This is a genomic window from Limnohabitans sp., assembly GCF_030158565.1.
In the GTDB taxonomy this organism is placed as follows: domain Bacteria; phylum Pseudomonadota; class Gammaproteobacteria; order Burkholderiales; family Burkholderiaceae_C; genus Limnohabitans_A.
Genome location: NZ_JAOASQ010000042.1, coordinates 14,414 through 27,070 on the forward strand (window position 1 = coordinate 14,414; position 12,657 = coordinate 27,070).

16 protein-coding genes are annotated in these 12,657 nt (G+C 54.9%); 6 read left to right on the top strand and 10 right to left on the bottom strand.

Features of this window, described 5'->3' with window-relative positions:
• Window positions 1–15: 15 nt before the first annotated feature.
• From Q1W40_RS09015 to Q1W40_RS09025, 3 genes are read right to left on the bottom strand one after another with little or no spacing between them, the layout of a single operon-like run.
• A complete protein-coding gene (locus Q1W40_RS09015) occupies window positions 16–330 on the bottom strand; it encodes a non-heme iron oxygenase ferredoxin subunit (protein ID WP_300711095.1) in 315 nt (104 codons plus the stop codon).
• 2 nt (window positions 331–332) lie between these two features.
• Window positions 333–806 carry an aromatic-ring-hydroxylating dioxygenase subunit beta gene (locus tag Q1W40_RS09020; protein WP_300711097.1) on the bottom strand — a complete coding sequence of 158 codons (474 nt, stop codon included), beginning with the start codon at window positions 804–806 and terminating at the stop codon, window positions 333–335.
• A gap of 2 nt (window positions 807–808) precedes the next feature.
• Window positions 809–2,074, bottom strand: a complete 1,266-nt coding sequence (locus Q1W40_RS09025; protein ID WP_300711098.1) for an aromatic ring-hydroxylating dioxygenase subunit alpha — start codon at window positions 2,072–2,074, stop codon at window positions 809–811.
• Window positions 2,075–2,172: 98 nt separating this feature from the next.
• On the opposite strand from Q1W40_RS09025, the gene Q1W40_RS09030 reads away from it, so the two are divergent.
• The 3 genes from Q1W40_RS09030 to Q1W40_RS09040 all read left to right on the top strand — a co-directional run bounded on the left by Q1W40_RS09030 (window position 2,173) and on the right by Q1W40_RS09040 (window position 3,935).
• On the top strand, window positions 2,173–3,108 hold the full coding sequence (locus tag Q1W40_RS09030) for a LysR family transcriptional regulator (RefSeq protein ID WP_300711100.1): 936 nt from the start codon (window positions 2,173–2,175) through the stop codon (window positions 3,106–3,108).
• A 61-nt stretch (window positions 3,109–3,169) separates the two neighbouring features.
• Complete coding sequence (locus Q1W40_RS09035) at window positions 3,170–3,595, top strand: hypothetical protein (RefSeq protein ID WP_366146334.1); 426 nt, start codon at window positions 3,170–3,172, stop codon at window positions 3,593–3,595.
• Between the two features lie 58 nt (window positions 3,596–3,653).
• Window positions 3,654–3,935 carry an HU family DNA-binding protein gene (locus tag Q1W40_RS09040; protein WP_300711102.1) on the top strand — a complete coding sequence of 94 codons (282 nt, stop codon included), beginning with the start codon at window positions 3,654–3,656 and terminating at the stop codon, window positions 3,933–3,935.
• A 77-nt stretch (window positions 3,936–4,012) separates the two neighbouring features.
• On the opposite strand, the gene Q1W40_RS09045 is transcribed toward Q1W40_RS09040, so the two are convergent.
• From Q1W40_RS09045 to Q1W40_RS09060, 4 genes are read right to left on the bottom strand one after another with little or no spacing between them, the layout of a single operon-like run.
• Complete coding sequence (locus tag Q1W40_RS09045; RefSeq protein WP_300711104.1) at window positions 4,013–4,456, bottom strand: hypothetical protein; 444 nt, start codon at window positions 4,454–4,456, stop codon at window positions 4,013–4,015.
• On the bottom strand, window positions 4,453–5,826 hold the full coding sequence (locus tag Q1W40_RS09050; RefSeq protein ID WP_300711106.1) for a recombinase family protein: 1,374 nt from the start codon (window positions 5,824–5,826) through the stop codon (window positions 4,453–4,455). Before Q1W40_RS09050 ends, Q1W40_RS09045 begins: the two co-directional genes overlap by 4 nt.
• A complete protein-coding gene (locus Q1W40_RS09055) occupies window positions 5,826–6,299 on the bottom strand; it encodes a DUF2924 domain-containing protein (RefSeq protein WP_300711108.1) in 474 nt (157 codons plus the stop codon). Before Q1W40_RS09055 ends, Q1W40_RS09050 begins: the two co-directional genes overlap by 1 nt.
• Before the next feature lie 45 nt (window positions 6,300–6,344).
• On the bottom strand, window positions 6,345–6,560 hold the full coding sequence (locus Q1W40_RS09060) for a hypothetical protein (RefSeq protein ID WP_300711109.1): 216 nt from the start codon (window positions 6,558–6,560) through the stop codon (window positions 6,345–6,347).
• A 249-nt stretch (window positions 6,561–6,809) separates the two neighbouring features.
• On the opposite strand from Q1W40_RS09060, the gene Q1W40_RS09065 reads away from it, so the two are divergent.
• The 3 genes from Q1W40_RS09065 to Q1W40_RS09075 all read left to right on the top strand — a co-directional run bounded on the left by Q1W40_RS09065 (window position 6,810) and on the right by Q1W40_RS09075 (window position 9,723).
• Window positions 6,810–7,397, top strand: coding sequence for a S24 family peptidase (locus Q1W40_RS09065; RefSeq protein WP_300711110.1), 588 nt, complete (start codon window positions 6,810–6,812; stop codon window positions 7,395–7,397).
• 101 nt (window positions 7,398–7,498) lie between these two features.
• On the top strand, window positions 7,499–8,770 hold the full coding sequence (locus Q1W40_RS09070) for a glycine hydroxymethyltransferase (RefSeq protein ID WP_300711112.1): 1,272 nt from the start codon (window positions 7,499–7,501) through the stop codon (window positions 8,768–8,770).
• On the top strand, window positions 8,770–9,723 hold the full coding sequence (locus tag Q1W40_RS09075; protein WP_300711114.1) for a hypothetical protein: 954 nt from the start codon (window positions 8,770–8,772) through the stop codon (window positions 9,721–9,723). The genes Q1W40_RS09070 and Q1W40_RS09075 overlap by 1 nt, the downstream gene beginning before the upstream one ends.
• 324 nt (window positions 9,724–10,047) lie before the next feature.
• On the opposite strand, the gene Q1W40_RS09080 is transcribed toward Q1W40_RS09075, so the two are convergent.
• Genes Q1W40_RS09080 through Q1W40_RS09090 form a run of 3 tightly spaced genes read right to left on the bottom strand, consistent with a single transcriptional unit; the run spans window position 10,048 to window position 12,655 of the window.
• On the bottom strand, window positions 10,048–11,103 hold the full coding sequence (locus tag Q1W40_RS09080; protein ID WP_300711116.1) for a putative sulfate exporter family transporter: 1,056 nt from the start codon (window positions 11,101–11,103) through the stop codon (window positions 10,048–10,050).
• 42 nt (window positions 11,104–11,145) lie between these two features.
• Window positions 11,146–11,901 carry an ABC transporter permease gene (locus Q1W40_RS09085; protein ID WP_300711118.1) on the bottom strand — a complete coding sequence of 252 codons (756 nt, stop codon included), beginning with the start codon at window positions 11,899–11,901 and terminating at the stop codon, window positions 11,146–11,148.
• Window positions 11,891–12,655, bottom strand: a complete 765-nt coding sequence (locus Q1W40_RS09090; protein ID WP_300711120.1) for an ABC transporter ATP-binding protein — start codon at window positions 12,653–12,655, stop codon at window positions 11,891–11,893. Before Q1W40_RS09090 ends, Q1W40_RS09085 begins: the two co-directional genes overlap by 11 nt.
• Between the last annotated feature and the right edge of the window lie 2 nt (window positions 12,656–12,657).

A 12,657-nucleotide genomic window follows, 5' to 3' on the forward strand; every position in this document is an offset into this window, starting at 1 on the left:
GTGATTGATCGATCTTCAAGTCACCAGGTTCAGAAAAACCCGGCCGTTTTCAATCTTGACTGGCCAGGATTTGACTGGTTCAGTGGCGGGGCCGCAGGTGACGGTGCCATCACGCACATCGAACAAGGCCTGATGAAAGGGGCATTCCACCATGTGGCCCTCAACAAAGCCGTCGCACAGCTTGGCATTGCCATGGCTGCACAGGTTGTCAATGGCATAAACGCCGTCTTCCAGCTTGAACACCGCAATGTCATGGCCTTCAGGTGCCACGGCGATGCCAGCGCCTTCAAACAGGTCGGCTTCAGAGCCGACATCGGTCCAGTTGCTCATGATCAAATCGGGTAGATGATGGAGTTGGGGATCATTTCGCTGTCATAGACGCAGATGCGTTCGGCGAATTTGAAGCCCTCGGGGGTTTGAACGATGGTGTCGATGTAGCGGCCCACGTTGAACACCGTGCTTTCCTTGTCGTATTTGGTGCGGAAGACGGCGTAGTTGGCCTCGCTGTGGATGCGCCCCTCTTCAACCTTACGCACCATCGGTGCCCCGACCACATGACGCTGGTAGTAAGGGTCGTGGTAGATGGTTTCGGTGATGCCATAGACGCGGTCCTTGAGCATGCCTTTGCTGGTCAAGAACAATGTGGCCAAGGGAAAGCCGCGCTCATGGTTCTCGCGAGGCTGCACTTTGTAAACACACTGCTCTGTGAAAAACTCAGGCCACTGGTCCCAGTGGCCACTGTCCACCGCGATCGCGTAATCGGCATAAAGTTGCTGAATACCAAACCAGGTTTGCAAGTCCACCATGATCAATCTCCCATCACCTTGCGCCAGTATTCGTACATGCCACGGATCAAGGTCTCCGTGACCATGTGATCGGTCTCGCCCACGTCGCGACCACCCAATTCCACCAGTGCGCGATGGTCTTGCTTGGTTTCAAAAGCGTCTTGGGAGAACTCAATCACTTCGCCGTCGTCGGCAGACACAAAGCCTGCCGGGCCAAACAGGTTGGCCTGACGCAGTCGGCGGGTCGTCATTTCCGGGGTGTCGTCCTCAAACCCGAAATGTGTCCATACAAAGTCAAAGGCGCCGTGGCCATCGGGCTGGATGTGGCGGGTGGACACGCTGTTGACCTGTTGCTGGAAGATCACGCTGGGAAAAAGCGTCATCATCACGGCGGTGGGCATCTGATCACCCATGCGCCACCACTCTTCAGGCACGATGTCCAGAAAGCTGGGGTCGTTAAGCTGCATGCTTTCCTTGAAGCTGCTGACCTGTGTCACTTGCGCCTTGTCGCCACTGGCCTGACCGCCTGTGCCGCGGGTCGATATCATGGCTGCGTGGCGATGGTGTGCGTCCATGCGCAATTCCGACTTGTTGTCTGCACGCCAGAGACCAAAAGTCACAAACCAGGTGTGCAGCAAGCCCGGGTGATAGGGGTCCTTGATGTTTTCCTGCATGAGCTTCCAGTTGCCGGGAATGCGCTGGCGGTTGTAGCCCAGGATGGTCAGCTTACGGCCGTTGAAGAGACGGTCAAAGTACTTCAGGATGGTGGGCCCCATGTAGTCTTCGAGCGACTCGACACTCTGGTCGAAAGAGGCAAAGATCACACCGCCACGCGTTGCGACTTTGAGTTGGGTCAGACCGTGGTCTTTGGGATCAAAGTCTGCCGGCATGCCGCCATTGACTTTGCCGTCCTGGCGCACGCCTCGGCGGAAGGGAACACCTTGCAGCTTGCCGTCCAGGGCATAGCTCCACTGGTGGTAGGGGCAAACCAGTTCCTTTTTGTTGCCATGGCGCTCACGGCAGAAGGCCATGCCACGGTGGGCACACACGTTTTCCACCACATGAATCTGACCATCCTGGCTGCGGGTCAAGATCACCGAACGTTCGCCGATGACCGTACGTTTGAAGTCACCAGGATTCGGAATCTCGGCTTCCAGGCCCACATATGACCAGTGGTTTTTATAAAAAAGCCGCTCCAGTTCCTTTTTGTGGCTGTCCTCATTGGTGTAAACGGCGAAAGGCACACGGCTGGTGTCGTTCCTTTCCCAGTGAATGGCTTGCTCTTGCATGGCGTCTCCTCTTGAAAACTTGACGCAGATCATGCTGGCATCACACAATTAAGTAAACTGGATTTTTGGTATAATTAAAATTCATAAATCAAATAATTATGGACATCTCCCGGCTCGATCTGAACTTGTTGGTGGTGTTTCACCACCTGCTGCTGCTCAAGCGTGTTTCGGCGGTTGCCCAAACTCTGGGGATGAGCCAGCCTGCGGTCAGCAGCGCCTTGGGGCGTTTGCGGGCCAGTTTGGGCGATGAGCTTTTCCTGAGAACCCAGGGCGGCATGGAACCCACACCCTATGCGCTGCAACTAGCGGAGCCCGTTGCGATTGCTCTTGACGGCCTGCAACAGGCATTGAACGTTCGCGCAGCCTTCGATCCCGCCAACAGTACCCGCAGCTTCACGATTGCGATGACCGATGTTGGGGAGATGTATTTCCTTCCGGTGTTGGTGGATGAGTTGTCATCCATTGCACCCGAGGTAACCCTGAAAGTGGTCAGCGTCACGCACCCTTCGCTCAAGGAAGACATGTCGACCGGCCGAATCGATTTGGCCATGGGACTGCTGCCCCAGTTGCAGGCGGGCTTCTATCAACAGGCACTGTTTCACCAAAAGTACATCTGTTTGATGCGCAAATCGCATCCACTTGAACTCAAGCACAGACTCACCCTCAGTGCTTTCACCGAGGCTGAGCACGTGCGAATCGTGGCAGCTGGCACTGGCCACGGGCGGGTGGATGTGGCACTAGATAAGGAAGGGTTGCGCCGGAAATTTCGGCTCACCGTTCCACACTATGTCGCCTTAGGGGATGTGTTGAAACATTCGAACCTAATTGCGACGGTGCCCGAGCGATTTGCCGACCGTATTCTCAAACCCTTTGATCTGGTCAAGCGCGATTTGCCCATCGAGGTTGATCAAAGCGCGATCCACCAGTTCTGGCACGGCCGTTTGCACAGAGATCCTGGCCACCAGTGGCTACGACAATACATCAGCAAGCGTTTCGGGGATGGTAAAACACCATACGATGAGCGACCAATCTGACACCCATCGATTGTGATGAGAATCCTCCATCCCATTTCTCTCAAACCAGAGGAGCCCTTTGATGTCAAACTTCGCTCAGCAAATTAAAGGTGAGATCAGCCCCATTGCCCGCAAAGAAGTGCGTGCTGAAACTCAGGACCTGAAAAAAGCATCAGCCCAGTACCGCTCTGAGATTGCGGCACTCAGGCGCCGAATCGTCAGCTTGGAAGCGGCCGTCAAGAAAGCTCCTAGTGGGTATCCTCAGAAACCTGAAGCAGTGGACAAGGGTGGCGATTCCCCATCGCTGCGATTCCGAGTTGCCGGCTTTGCTGCGTTGCGCAAAAAGCTGGGCATCAGTGCAGCTGAAATGGGCAAGCTGTTGGGTGTCTCCGCACAAAGCAAAGCGTGTATCACTGGGAAACAGGAAAGACCAAGCCCCGTGCAAGCCAGCTGGCCGCTATCTCTGCCGTGCGCAAGATGGGCAAGAAGGAAGTGGCTGCCAAGCTGAGTCAGGCTGATGAAACCTGATCTGCCAGAATGCTATCCTCATAACCAAGGAGATCTGAGTGAACAAGGCTGAACTGATCGAAGCGATCGTCAAAGAAACCGAACTGTCCAAGGCCGCTGCTGGCCGCGCCCTGAATGCCGTACTCGAGACCATCGTCAAGACCGTGGCCAAGAAGCAGGATGTGCAACTGATCGGTTTCGGTACTTTCAAGGCCGCCAAGCGCGCTGCCCGTACTGGCAAGAACCCCCGCACTGGCGAGAAGCTGAAGATCGCAGCTGCCACCGTCCCCAAGTTCTCTGCTGGCGCAGGCTTCAAGGCCGCCGTGAACAAGAAGAAATGAGCTGACTCGCTCACACGATGCGGCCCTTCGGGGCCGTTTCGTTTTGGCACTCGGGAAATCTTAGCCAGTCACCTTCACTAGGTAAACGAAGTGACTTTGACATGCGTGTATTGATCAGACCAGGTGCTCGGAAGGTCAATACAAAAGTCATTGAAGTTGGTCGTGCATTCCATCTCGTCATTGAGGATCAGTTCGACGATTTCGGGATCTAGCAGGTTGAGTTTCATGACGCGGCTCATGTAACTCGGGTCCACATTCTCGCCTACCGAGATTTCCCGCAGGGTCTTGTACTTTCCAGTGTCGAGCATCTTTTGCCAACGTCTGGCCCTTACAAGTGCAGCCTGAAGAATGGTCAATTCCTCTTTCTCTTTGAAATCAGCGTGGTTGATGGTCTTGGGCAGGAGAACCTGGCTGCGTCCACTGTACTTCCTGATCTTCATGGGAATGGAGATCGTGATGGAGCCATCCTGCGCTCGGTAGAACATAGGCTCGTCGGTGCGTTCAACAGTGGTCGGTCTCATACGCAAACCTTCTCGATTGGTTTTTTGGCAACCTCGATGACAAGGTTGGCGATGCCTGATGGATGAAAGGTGATGTCCAGCCGAGTGGGGGATACAACCACTTTCTGAACAATCAAATGCATGATGCGGTGCTGCTCAATGGGGTAGAGCGCATCCCAAACCCGTTCGACCGTGGCCATCAGATTGGATGTCTGGAATTCGTCCAGGTGTGCAGTGACCGGGTTATTCAGATTCCTGAGGGCCTTGAGCACATCCAGGGAAATCTCGCTGGTGCGCAAGATCCGTTTGACCTGTTCCATCACAGCGTTCTCAATCTCGTCCGCAGGCAGCATGGGAAGCCCTGAGGTCCTTGACTTGACCTTCTGGTCCTGGATGGACTGGTAGTAGCGATATTGTTTCTGCGTGCCTGGTTTGTTCTTGCCATAGGGGGTCAAGGCATGACCGTCCGGTGTGAAGATCAGGCCCTTGAGCAACGCCGTCTGCGTTCCCTTGCGTTGCCCCTTTCGGCAGCCGCGAGTCGCACCCTTGAGCTTGGATTGCGCTGCTTCCCACATCTCCTGGGTGATGATGGCGTTGTGCTCACCTTTGTATTCCTGCCCCTTAAAGCGGACTACCCCGCAGTAAATCGGGTTGTTGAGCATCTTGTAGAGGTTGCTCTTGTCGATCAATTTTCCCGCACGCTCAACGCCATCCTGGGTCTTCCAGCTCTTGGTGCGCACGCCCGCATCCCTGAGGTGTTGCAGCAGCATCGTCAGGGAGTTGGAACGGGTGTAGTCGCCAAAAAGCCTGCGCACAATGCACGCCTCGTCCTCGTTGATCACCAGCTTGCGGTCCACCACGTCGTATCCGAGGGGAGGGATGCCACCCATCCACATGCCTTTGGCCTTGCTGGCGGCGATCTTGTCGCGGATGCGCTCGCCTGTGACTTCACGTTCAAATTGGGCAAAGGAGAGCAGGACGTTGAGCATCAGCCGCCCCATGGAGGTGGTTGTGTTGAATTGCTGCGTGACTGAGACAAACGACACCTCATGGGCGTCGAAAACTTCGACCATTTTGGAAAAGTCAGCCAGGCTGCGGGTCAACCGGTCAATCTTGTAGACCACGACCACATCAATGAGCTTGGCGTGAATGTCCTGCATCAGGCGTTTGAGGGCAGGGCGCTCCATGTTCCCGCCTGAGTAGGCCGGGTCGTCGTAGTCTGTAGCCACAGGAATCCAGCCCTCATGGCGCTGGCTTGCAATGTAGGCCTGCCCCGCGTCACGCTGGGCATCAATGGAGTTGTAGTCCTGCTCCAGCCCTTCTTCAGTAGATTTGCGGGTGTACACCGCACACCGCACCCTTGGGCGAGAGGCTTCTTCAACACGCGCCATCAACGTCGACCTCCAATGACGGCTTCACTCTTGCGGCTGAGACCAAAAAAGGCTGGTCCAGACCACTTTTGGCCGGTGATTTCTTGCGAGACAGCGGTGAGGCTGGTGTAAGGGCGTCCCTCGTATTCAAACGTGCCGTCAGACTGCACATTGACTTCGTAGCTCTTGCCCTGAAAGTCGCGCTTGAGCCGTGTGCCGGGCACCAGCTTGAAGGGCTCTTTCTTTTTCTGGACCTTGGCCAGGGGCTTGAGACTGGCTGTGAGTTTCTCGATCCGGGCTTCGTTGCTGGCCAGCAGACTCGGGTTGACCTGGGCGTATTCCAGCTCCTGGATCCGATAGGCCAGGCGACCCTCCAGATAGGGACGACGCTGCACCGTGGGCGCCTTGCCGTAGAGCTTGTACCAAAGCGCATTGAGCTCTTTGATGTTCAGGGAGGGCAGGTTGGCGATCTGCGCCAGCACAGATTGGCTCATGCGATTTTTGGGTGATTTTTGCTTTTCAACGGTCATTCGGTTTCCTTATTTCTCGCCCTTGCGGACTGCGTTTTTGGGAACCGTATGAACGCTCTTGTGGCCAGGCATAGCAAGTTGAATCTGCTTTCTCTGCGCAATTTCCTGGGCAGCCTGGGTACACAGGCGAATGACCCCGAAAGCAAGGATCTGGGCGACCTCTTGCTGGCGCTCGTGCTCTGTCATCTGAGCTGGGTCGATGACGTTGTAGGTGACTTCAATCATGGGGAGATCAGGGGTTGTGGACGGGCAGAAATTTTTGAATTTCGACCCCTAGGCTGTCCTTCCCGATAGCTGCAAGAGTTCACGGCTGACCCACAACGCGCCGTTGCTGGAGGTGCCGCTTCGAACTCAGGAAATTCGCCAAAAGCGGGCCAATATGCGCTGCAAACCCCCAAAAATGGGGATGTTTGCATGGTGTCGATTTGTTCTCTAAAATGGTGTCGAAATCAACACCAAACCCCGATTTAATCCATGAGAACACCCAACCGAGATGACGAGCACCTGCAGTCGCTGAGGGACTACTACGCCAGCAACAGGCGCATTCCCAGCCTTCAGCGCATTGCAGCCCTTTTGGGGTTTTCGTCGCGCTCGGCTGCGGTCAAGCTCATGGGGCGGTTGGCAGACGAGGGGTTTGTTGAGCGAACAGTTGACGACGATGCCTGGATTCCAGGCAGTCGCTTTTTTGCACGACCCATGATTGACGCATCGGTGCCCGCAGGCGTGCCGGTGTCGGCCATAGATGTGGGTAGCCAGCCGCTAGTGTTCGACGAGTACCTGGTCAAAAAGCCCAATGAGACGTTTGTCATTCCCATCAAGGGTGACTCCATGATCGAAGCGGGCATTTTTGACGGCGACCTCGCCGTAGTTGAGCGATCAAGCAAGGCCAAGGCCGGTGATTTCGTGATTGCCAATGTCGACAACGAGTTCACTTTGAAAGAGCTCGTGCGGGAGAGGGGGCAATACGCCCTCAAACCCCACAACCAGAAGTACCCCCTGATTCACCCCCAGGGCAGTCTTCAGGTCATAGGAATTCTTGTGGGTTTGGTCAGGCGTTACTAGACCTAATACCAGGTCCACCCGAATTCACCATACAGATAAAAAAATCAGCGCGATAGCGCTGAGGGGTTGCTTATTTTCAAAAACACGATGGAGGACGACAAATGCTAGTTTTCAATGACCGCCACTTCTTGCGTCATATCTCGATGCCCACCCTGCGAGAGTTCACGCAACAACACAAAATCAGCCCCAAGCTGAACATCGACTGGGAGGCCGCAGCCGACACGCTGCATGCCCTTGTCGGCAAGGAGCTTGATCGGCTCGAAGAGTCTCTGGTGCAAGGTGGCCTTGAGGTTGAGGCGCGCAAAGACCTGGAGCATGATCTCATGCTCTGGCACGATGATTTGAAGCGTGCCCACTCCATGTCCAACGCGCAAGCGGTGCAGGAGTTCCGCTGCATCTGCGCCGATGATCCGCTGGCGCTGGCCGCGTTCGACAACCGCACCGAGCGCGAGATCGCTCTGTGGATGCTGGCCTTTCGGGACAAGGCATTCCGTGACGCCGAGCTGCACCTTGCGTTCCAGGCCAAGACCAATGGCAAGTTCTGGAAGAAGCATCTCATTCCTGCCGGGCTCAAGCTCTCCAGGGACCGAGCGCAACTTGAATCGTTTTGTGAAGAGGTCACCAAGCTCTACAAGAAAGTGGGCGCTGGCAAAAGCAGCCACGTCGAGGTCAGCGAGCGCGCCAAGGACAACAGCGTTCAGGTGACCATCTACGTGGAAGGCCCCGTCACCGCGATTGCCCACTTTGAGCAGAGCAACTTCACCCGCGTGACCACGCGAATTGCACTTGAAACGGCGCTGGTGTACCACCCCACACAAGGCATCGTGGAGTCCATCGTCAGGGGTGGTGCCAAGAACCACGCAGCGGTGCTTCAGTTGTTCGGGGAGCATGTGCTGGGGCAGAAGATCGAGCCCGAGGAGATCGAGAAGAAGTCATTCCGTCTGAATGCGCTGCGCGACGGCATGTTTGAGCCTGTTGTGGACTGGTCTGCCCTTGGCGTAGAGAAGGTGCGCCTGCGCCGTGCCCGCTTCAAGCCCATTGGCAGGGCAGGTGTGGCCGTTCAGGTCGAGGCCACCCCTGAGATGGACAAGCCCGATGCCATTCAGGAGGCGTTGGCGCTGCTCAAGGTCAGCAGCTACTTTGAGGCCGAATACGCCATGGCCTCGGCGACCTTGATCGTGTACATGAAGCCCGACGCCAAGGGCAAGCACGCACACTTCAGCTTTGGGGTGCAATCGTCCGGGTCATCGACCATCAAGAACCTCTCCGAGCGCAATCAGGCGATCGCCCAGTCAGTGCTCAAAGCGCTGGATGTGATCGAGGTGGAAGACGCGCCGGGCGACTTTGAAGCCTTTGAACAGATGGCGGCTTGATGAGCCAGGCGCAAATCAATTCAACCCAGGTCCTGTGCCGCCTGCTCGAAATGGACAAGCCGCAGATCGACGGACAGACCTTGTTTGGCCAGTCCAGTGATGCGGCCACACACCTGATCCGGGAGCGAATGTTGGTGCTCGGCAGTTCCAACCAATGGATCAATTGCCCGGAGTGCGGTGTGGAGCTGGCGCGGGTCGTTCGGGACCTGTCCAGCGATCAAATCCTGCTCATGTGTCCCGAGTGTGTGGACGTCACGGCGCCCAGGCACTACTGCACCAACCACAAGGTCTCACTGCCCAAGTTGGTCAACAACCTTGCCTCGGGCTTGGGGCTAGGCAGTGCTGGTCACAAAGTGATTGATCACGAGCAGATCTGGCGACTGGGCACAACGCAGTCGGGCAGGGCCAAGCCGGTGACCTGGTATTTCGCGCGCCAGCTCTACAAACCCGAAGTGGCATACAGGCTTCGTGAGCAGATTCGCCTGGAAAAAACCACCGAGTCCAGCGTCGTGCTCACCAGCACCGATTTGCCGCTGCCAGCGGCATCACCCATCGAGGGCTTTGATGTTCGCTTTCTGGGCATGACCGCGCGCATCAGTCAGAGCCGGTTCGAGTTCTTTGATGAGAGCGCGAGCACGGCCACACAGGTCATGGCAGAGGCAACACCTACGACCACCCTGAAGTACGTTGAATCGCAATCCTGTGTCTGGATGGATGGCGAGCGCTATGAGCTCGAGCCTCGGCAGCGGCTCATCATCATTGCACTGCTGGAGGACCTGGACCACGAGCTCGACAAGGACGCTTTGCAGCGCAAGTGTGGATCCCAGTCGCAGAGCTTCTCCCCGAGCAAGGAGTTCGAGCGCAACAAGTCGGTCTACAAACGATTCATTCGCTACCTCCGGGACGATGAGCGTTACCAATTGCTGATCCCGCTGGAGGATCAGACCCACTGATTTCCATTGGTTTGCAGTTGCCAATGTTTCACCAGGTTCAGACACTCGGCTGGCCGAGTTTTTTGCAAGCACAATGGGACCGAATATTGAAGCGAGCGGCAGTTACCGACCCTTTGCAGTCCATCACAAACACCAACTCGAAAGTCCGCTCTGGCTAGATCTAATTTCCTCGGACTATGAAGATAGTCTCAATTACCAGGGAAATTCACGCCGCGATTAACGTCATAAATTAATTGAACTTGCCGACATCTTTCTGCAAGTAGCGTAGCTTGAGGAACAACGATTGAAAATCGGTCAACTCGAACTCAATCCAAGTGCTTTTTGCTATTCCAGCTTCCACACCAATACTGTTACTACCGCGCCGATATAAACGGTCTCTGTCAACAACATTACCAAAGGCCGCCATCCAAGTTCTAATAGATCTTTGAATGTGGTTTTGACACCTGCGGCAGCAATAGCCATGACCAACAAATTGCGAGATACCTCACTGGCGAATGCAGCGCTGCTTACTGTGAAAATTCCAGTGCTTCCGAGCAATACCAGCACAACAAAACCCAACAAAAATCCTGGAACGATGGACACTGGTTTGCTGTCAACACTGACATTTTCATGGCGTCGAAAAATTATGGTCAAAACAATGGCGACCGGCATCAGCAGCATGACTCGAAACAATTTCACGACAGTGGCCACATCGCGTTGCTCTTCTCCCATAAGAGCACCAGCACCAACAACTTGTGCGACATCATGAATCGTCCCTCCCAAAACTGTACCCATTCCCGCAGGACTCAATGCCAACCAAGCGAGCATCCAAGGGTAGAGAACCATGGCACAAGTGGACAAAAGCGTCACACCCACAACGGTCAACAATGTGAAACGCTCATTGGCTGGCGATTGAGGTAATACCGAAGATATGGCCATGGCAGCCGATGCACCGCAGATCGCCACGGCACCTCCACTCAGAATGCCGTGTTGTGCAGGCTGTCCCATCAAGCGCGCCAGCAACCATCCCACCAAAATCGTGGAGACCAACGCAAATACAACGACCAAGGCTGTTTGAAGACCCAGTCCAGTAATTTGTGAGGCAGTAATGCGCATTCCAAGAAGCGCCACCCCCAAACGCAGCAATGTCTTGCTGCAAAACTCGACGCCCGCGCGCATTCCTGGTTGCTCCATCACGAAATGGAAAGCCAACCCGATTAATAGGGCAAACAACAACTGTGGCCCACCGTAGTGCTCAGACAGAAATGTGGCCGCCATGGTAATCACAGCGCACATCAACACTCCAGGCAATCTTGCATGCCACGGAACTAAAAACGCCAGACGCCCCTTCAACAGAACGGGAGAACGAGTTTCGGGAGTGAAACGCTTAGATTCAGACATCAACTTGTTCGTTTGTTGGAATAATTGCAAGCACTTGGAATGTCATTGCCAATGCAGAAGACGCTTCTCAATCAATGTCATGGCACGAACAATGCCCACACCCAGTAATGCCAGAATCAGCAGCAATGCCATCACACCATTGATGTCAAAGATCGAGCTCAAATAGGCCAGCGTCTGTCCCAAGCCCTTCTCGCTCGCAATGATTTCTGCGCCGATTACGCCAAACAGTGCATAGGTCAACCCCAGGCGCAATCCAGAGAAAATCACGGGAACTGCGCCAGGCAAAGTCACCTGAAAGAAGGTAGCGACAGCACTCGTTCCCAACGTTTTGCACAAGGTCATATGGTCTTGACTCACGCTGCGAATACCCGCAACGGTACTCGATAGCACAATGAAGAAGGTCAAGGAAAAACCCACAGCGATCTTGCTGCCCAGCCCAAGTCCAAACCAAAGAATGAAAAGCGGAGCCAGCGCAATGCGAGGCATCACATTAATGGCATTCAGGTAAGGCTCCGAAAATTGCTCCAGGCGAGGCCATCGGACAAAGGCCAAGCCCACAGCAAAGGCTGCCACGCTGCCCAAAACAAAGGACGCCATGACACCTGTCATGGTCCACATCAAGTCTGTCCAAAGTTTCAGTGTTTGCAGGTTCTCCCACAAAAACAGGGCAACACCGCTTGGGCGGCCAAAAAAGGTCGGATTAATCCAACCTTGGCGTGAGGCGAGTTCTCCAGCTCCAAAGACGAGCACCATAAATGCCGCGTGCAAAGCAGCCCATTGCATTGATTTAGCCTTCATGACGTGTCCATCCTGATTCAAGGTGAGACCACAGCTGTGCATACAGCTCGTGGAAACTTGGGTCTTTCTGCAACTCACGAATCGATCGCGGGCGTGGCAGCGCGATAGGTACATCCGCAACAATTCGACCTGGACGTGAAGACATCACCACCACTCGATCTGAAACGGCCACCGCCTCACTCAGGTCATGGGTAACAAACAACACGGTGTGTTTGTGTAAATCACACAATTTCAGCAACAAGTCTTCGAGTTGCAATTTAGTCTGCGCATCAAGTGCCCCAAACGGTTCATCCATCAACAGAACCGGCGCATCCATAGCAAATGTGCGCGCCAGTGCAGTGCGCTGACGCATGCCATGCGAGAGTGATTTTGGTAATGCATTTTCGAAGGCTCCCAAGCCCACCTCTGCAAGCATTGCCCGTGCACGGTCTCTTGCCTCTGCAGGCGATGCACCCCGTACCCGCACTCCGAATTCGGCATTTTCTAGTGCCGTCTTCCAAGGAAACAGGCTGTCGCGAGCCAGCATGTAAGCAATTTGCGGATTGCCTACTCTTGGCGCACCATGGGCAACTTCGATCGTTCCCTTGCCTGTGTGAGGTACTAACCCCGCGCACAGATTGAGCAACGTGGTCTTGCCGCATCCGCTGGGGCCGACTAATGACACAAACTCGCCGTCTGCGATGTGAAGAGTCACATCGGACAAAACATCGTTGTGGCCGTCAAAACTCAATTGCACGTTATTGGCTGAAATCATGG

Bases quoted from the DNA above. Each gene is read 5' to 3' on its own strand.
- Q1W40_RS09020 (WP_300711097.1), bottom strand. From the start codon at position 806: ATGGTGGACTTGCAAACCTGGTTTGGTATTCAGCAACTTTATGCCGAT.
- Q1W40_RS09075 (WP_300711114.1), top strand. From the start codon at position 8,770: ATGAGCCAGGCGCAAATCAATTCAACCCAGGTCCTGTGCCGCCTGCTC.
- Q1W40_RS09085 (WP_300711118.1), bottom strand. From the start codon at position 11,901: ATGAAGGCTAAATCAATGCAATGGGCTGCTTTGCACGCGGCATTTATG.
- Q1W40_RS09090 (WP_300711120.1), bottom strand. From the start codon at position 12,655: ATGATTTCAGCCAATAACGTGCAATTGAGTTTTGACGGCCACAACGAT.
- Q1W40_RS09045 (WP_300711104.1), bottom strand. From the start codon at position 4,456: ATGAGACCGACCACTGTTGAACGCACCGACGAGCCTATGTTCTACCGA.
- Q1W40_RS09060 (WP_300711109.1), bottom strand. From the start codon at position 6,560: ATGATTGAAGTCACCTACAACGTCATCGACCCAGCTCAGATGACAGAG.
- Q1W40_RS09025 (WP_300711098.1), bottom strand. From the start codon at position 2,074: ATGCAAGAGCAAGCCATTCACTGGGAAAGGAACGACACCAGCCGTGTG.
- Q1W40_RS09055 (WP_300711108.1), bottom strand. From the start codon at position 6,299: ATGAGCCAATCTGTGCTGGCGCAGATCGCCAACCTGCCCTCCCTGAAC.
- Q1W40_RS09035 (WP_366146334.1), top strand. From the start codon at position 3,170: ATGTCAAACTTCGCTCAGCAAATTAAAGGTGAGATCAGCCCCATTGCC.
- Q1W40_RS09050 (WP_300711106.1), bottom strand. From the start codon at position 5,826: ATGGCGCGTGTTGAAGAAGCCTCTCGCCCAAGGGTGCGGTGTGCGGTG.
- Q1W40_RS09070 (WP_300711112.1), top strand. From the start codon at position 7,499: ATGCTAGTTTTCAATGACCGCCACTTCTTGCGTCATATCTCGATGCCC.
- Q1W40_RS09015 (WP_300711095.1), bottom strand. From the start codon at position 330: ATGAGCAACTGGACCGATGTCGGCTCTGAAGCCGACCTGTTTGAAGGC.
- Q1W40_RS09080 (WP_300711116.1), bottom strand. From the start codon at position 11,103: ATGTCTGAATCTAAGCGTTTCACTCCCGAAACTCGTTCTCCCGTTCTG.
- Q1W40_RS09065 (WP_300711110.1), top strand. From the start codon at position 6,810: ATGAGAACACCCAACCGAGATGACGAGCACCTGCAGTCGCTGAGGGAC.
- Q1W40_RS09030 (WP_300711100.1), top strand. From the start codon at position 2,173: ATGGACATCTCCCGGCTCGATCTGAACTTGTTGGTGGTGTTTCACCAC.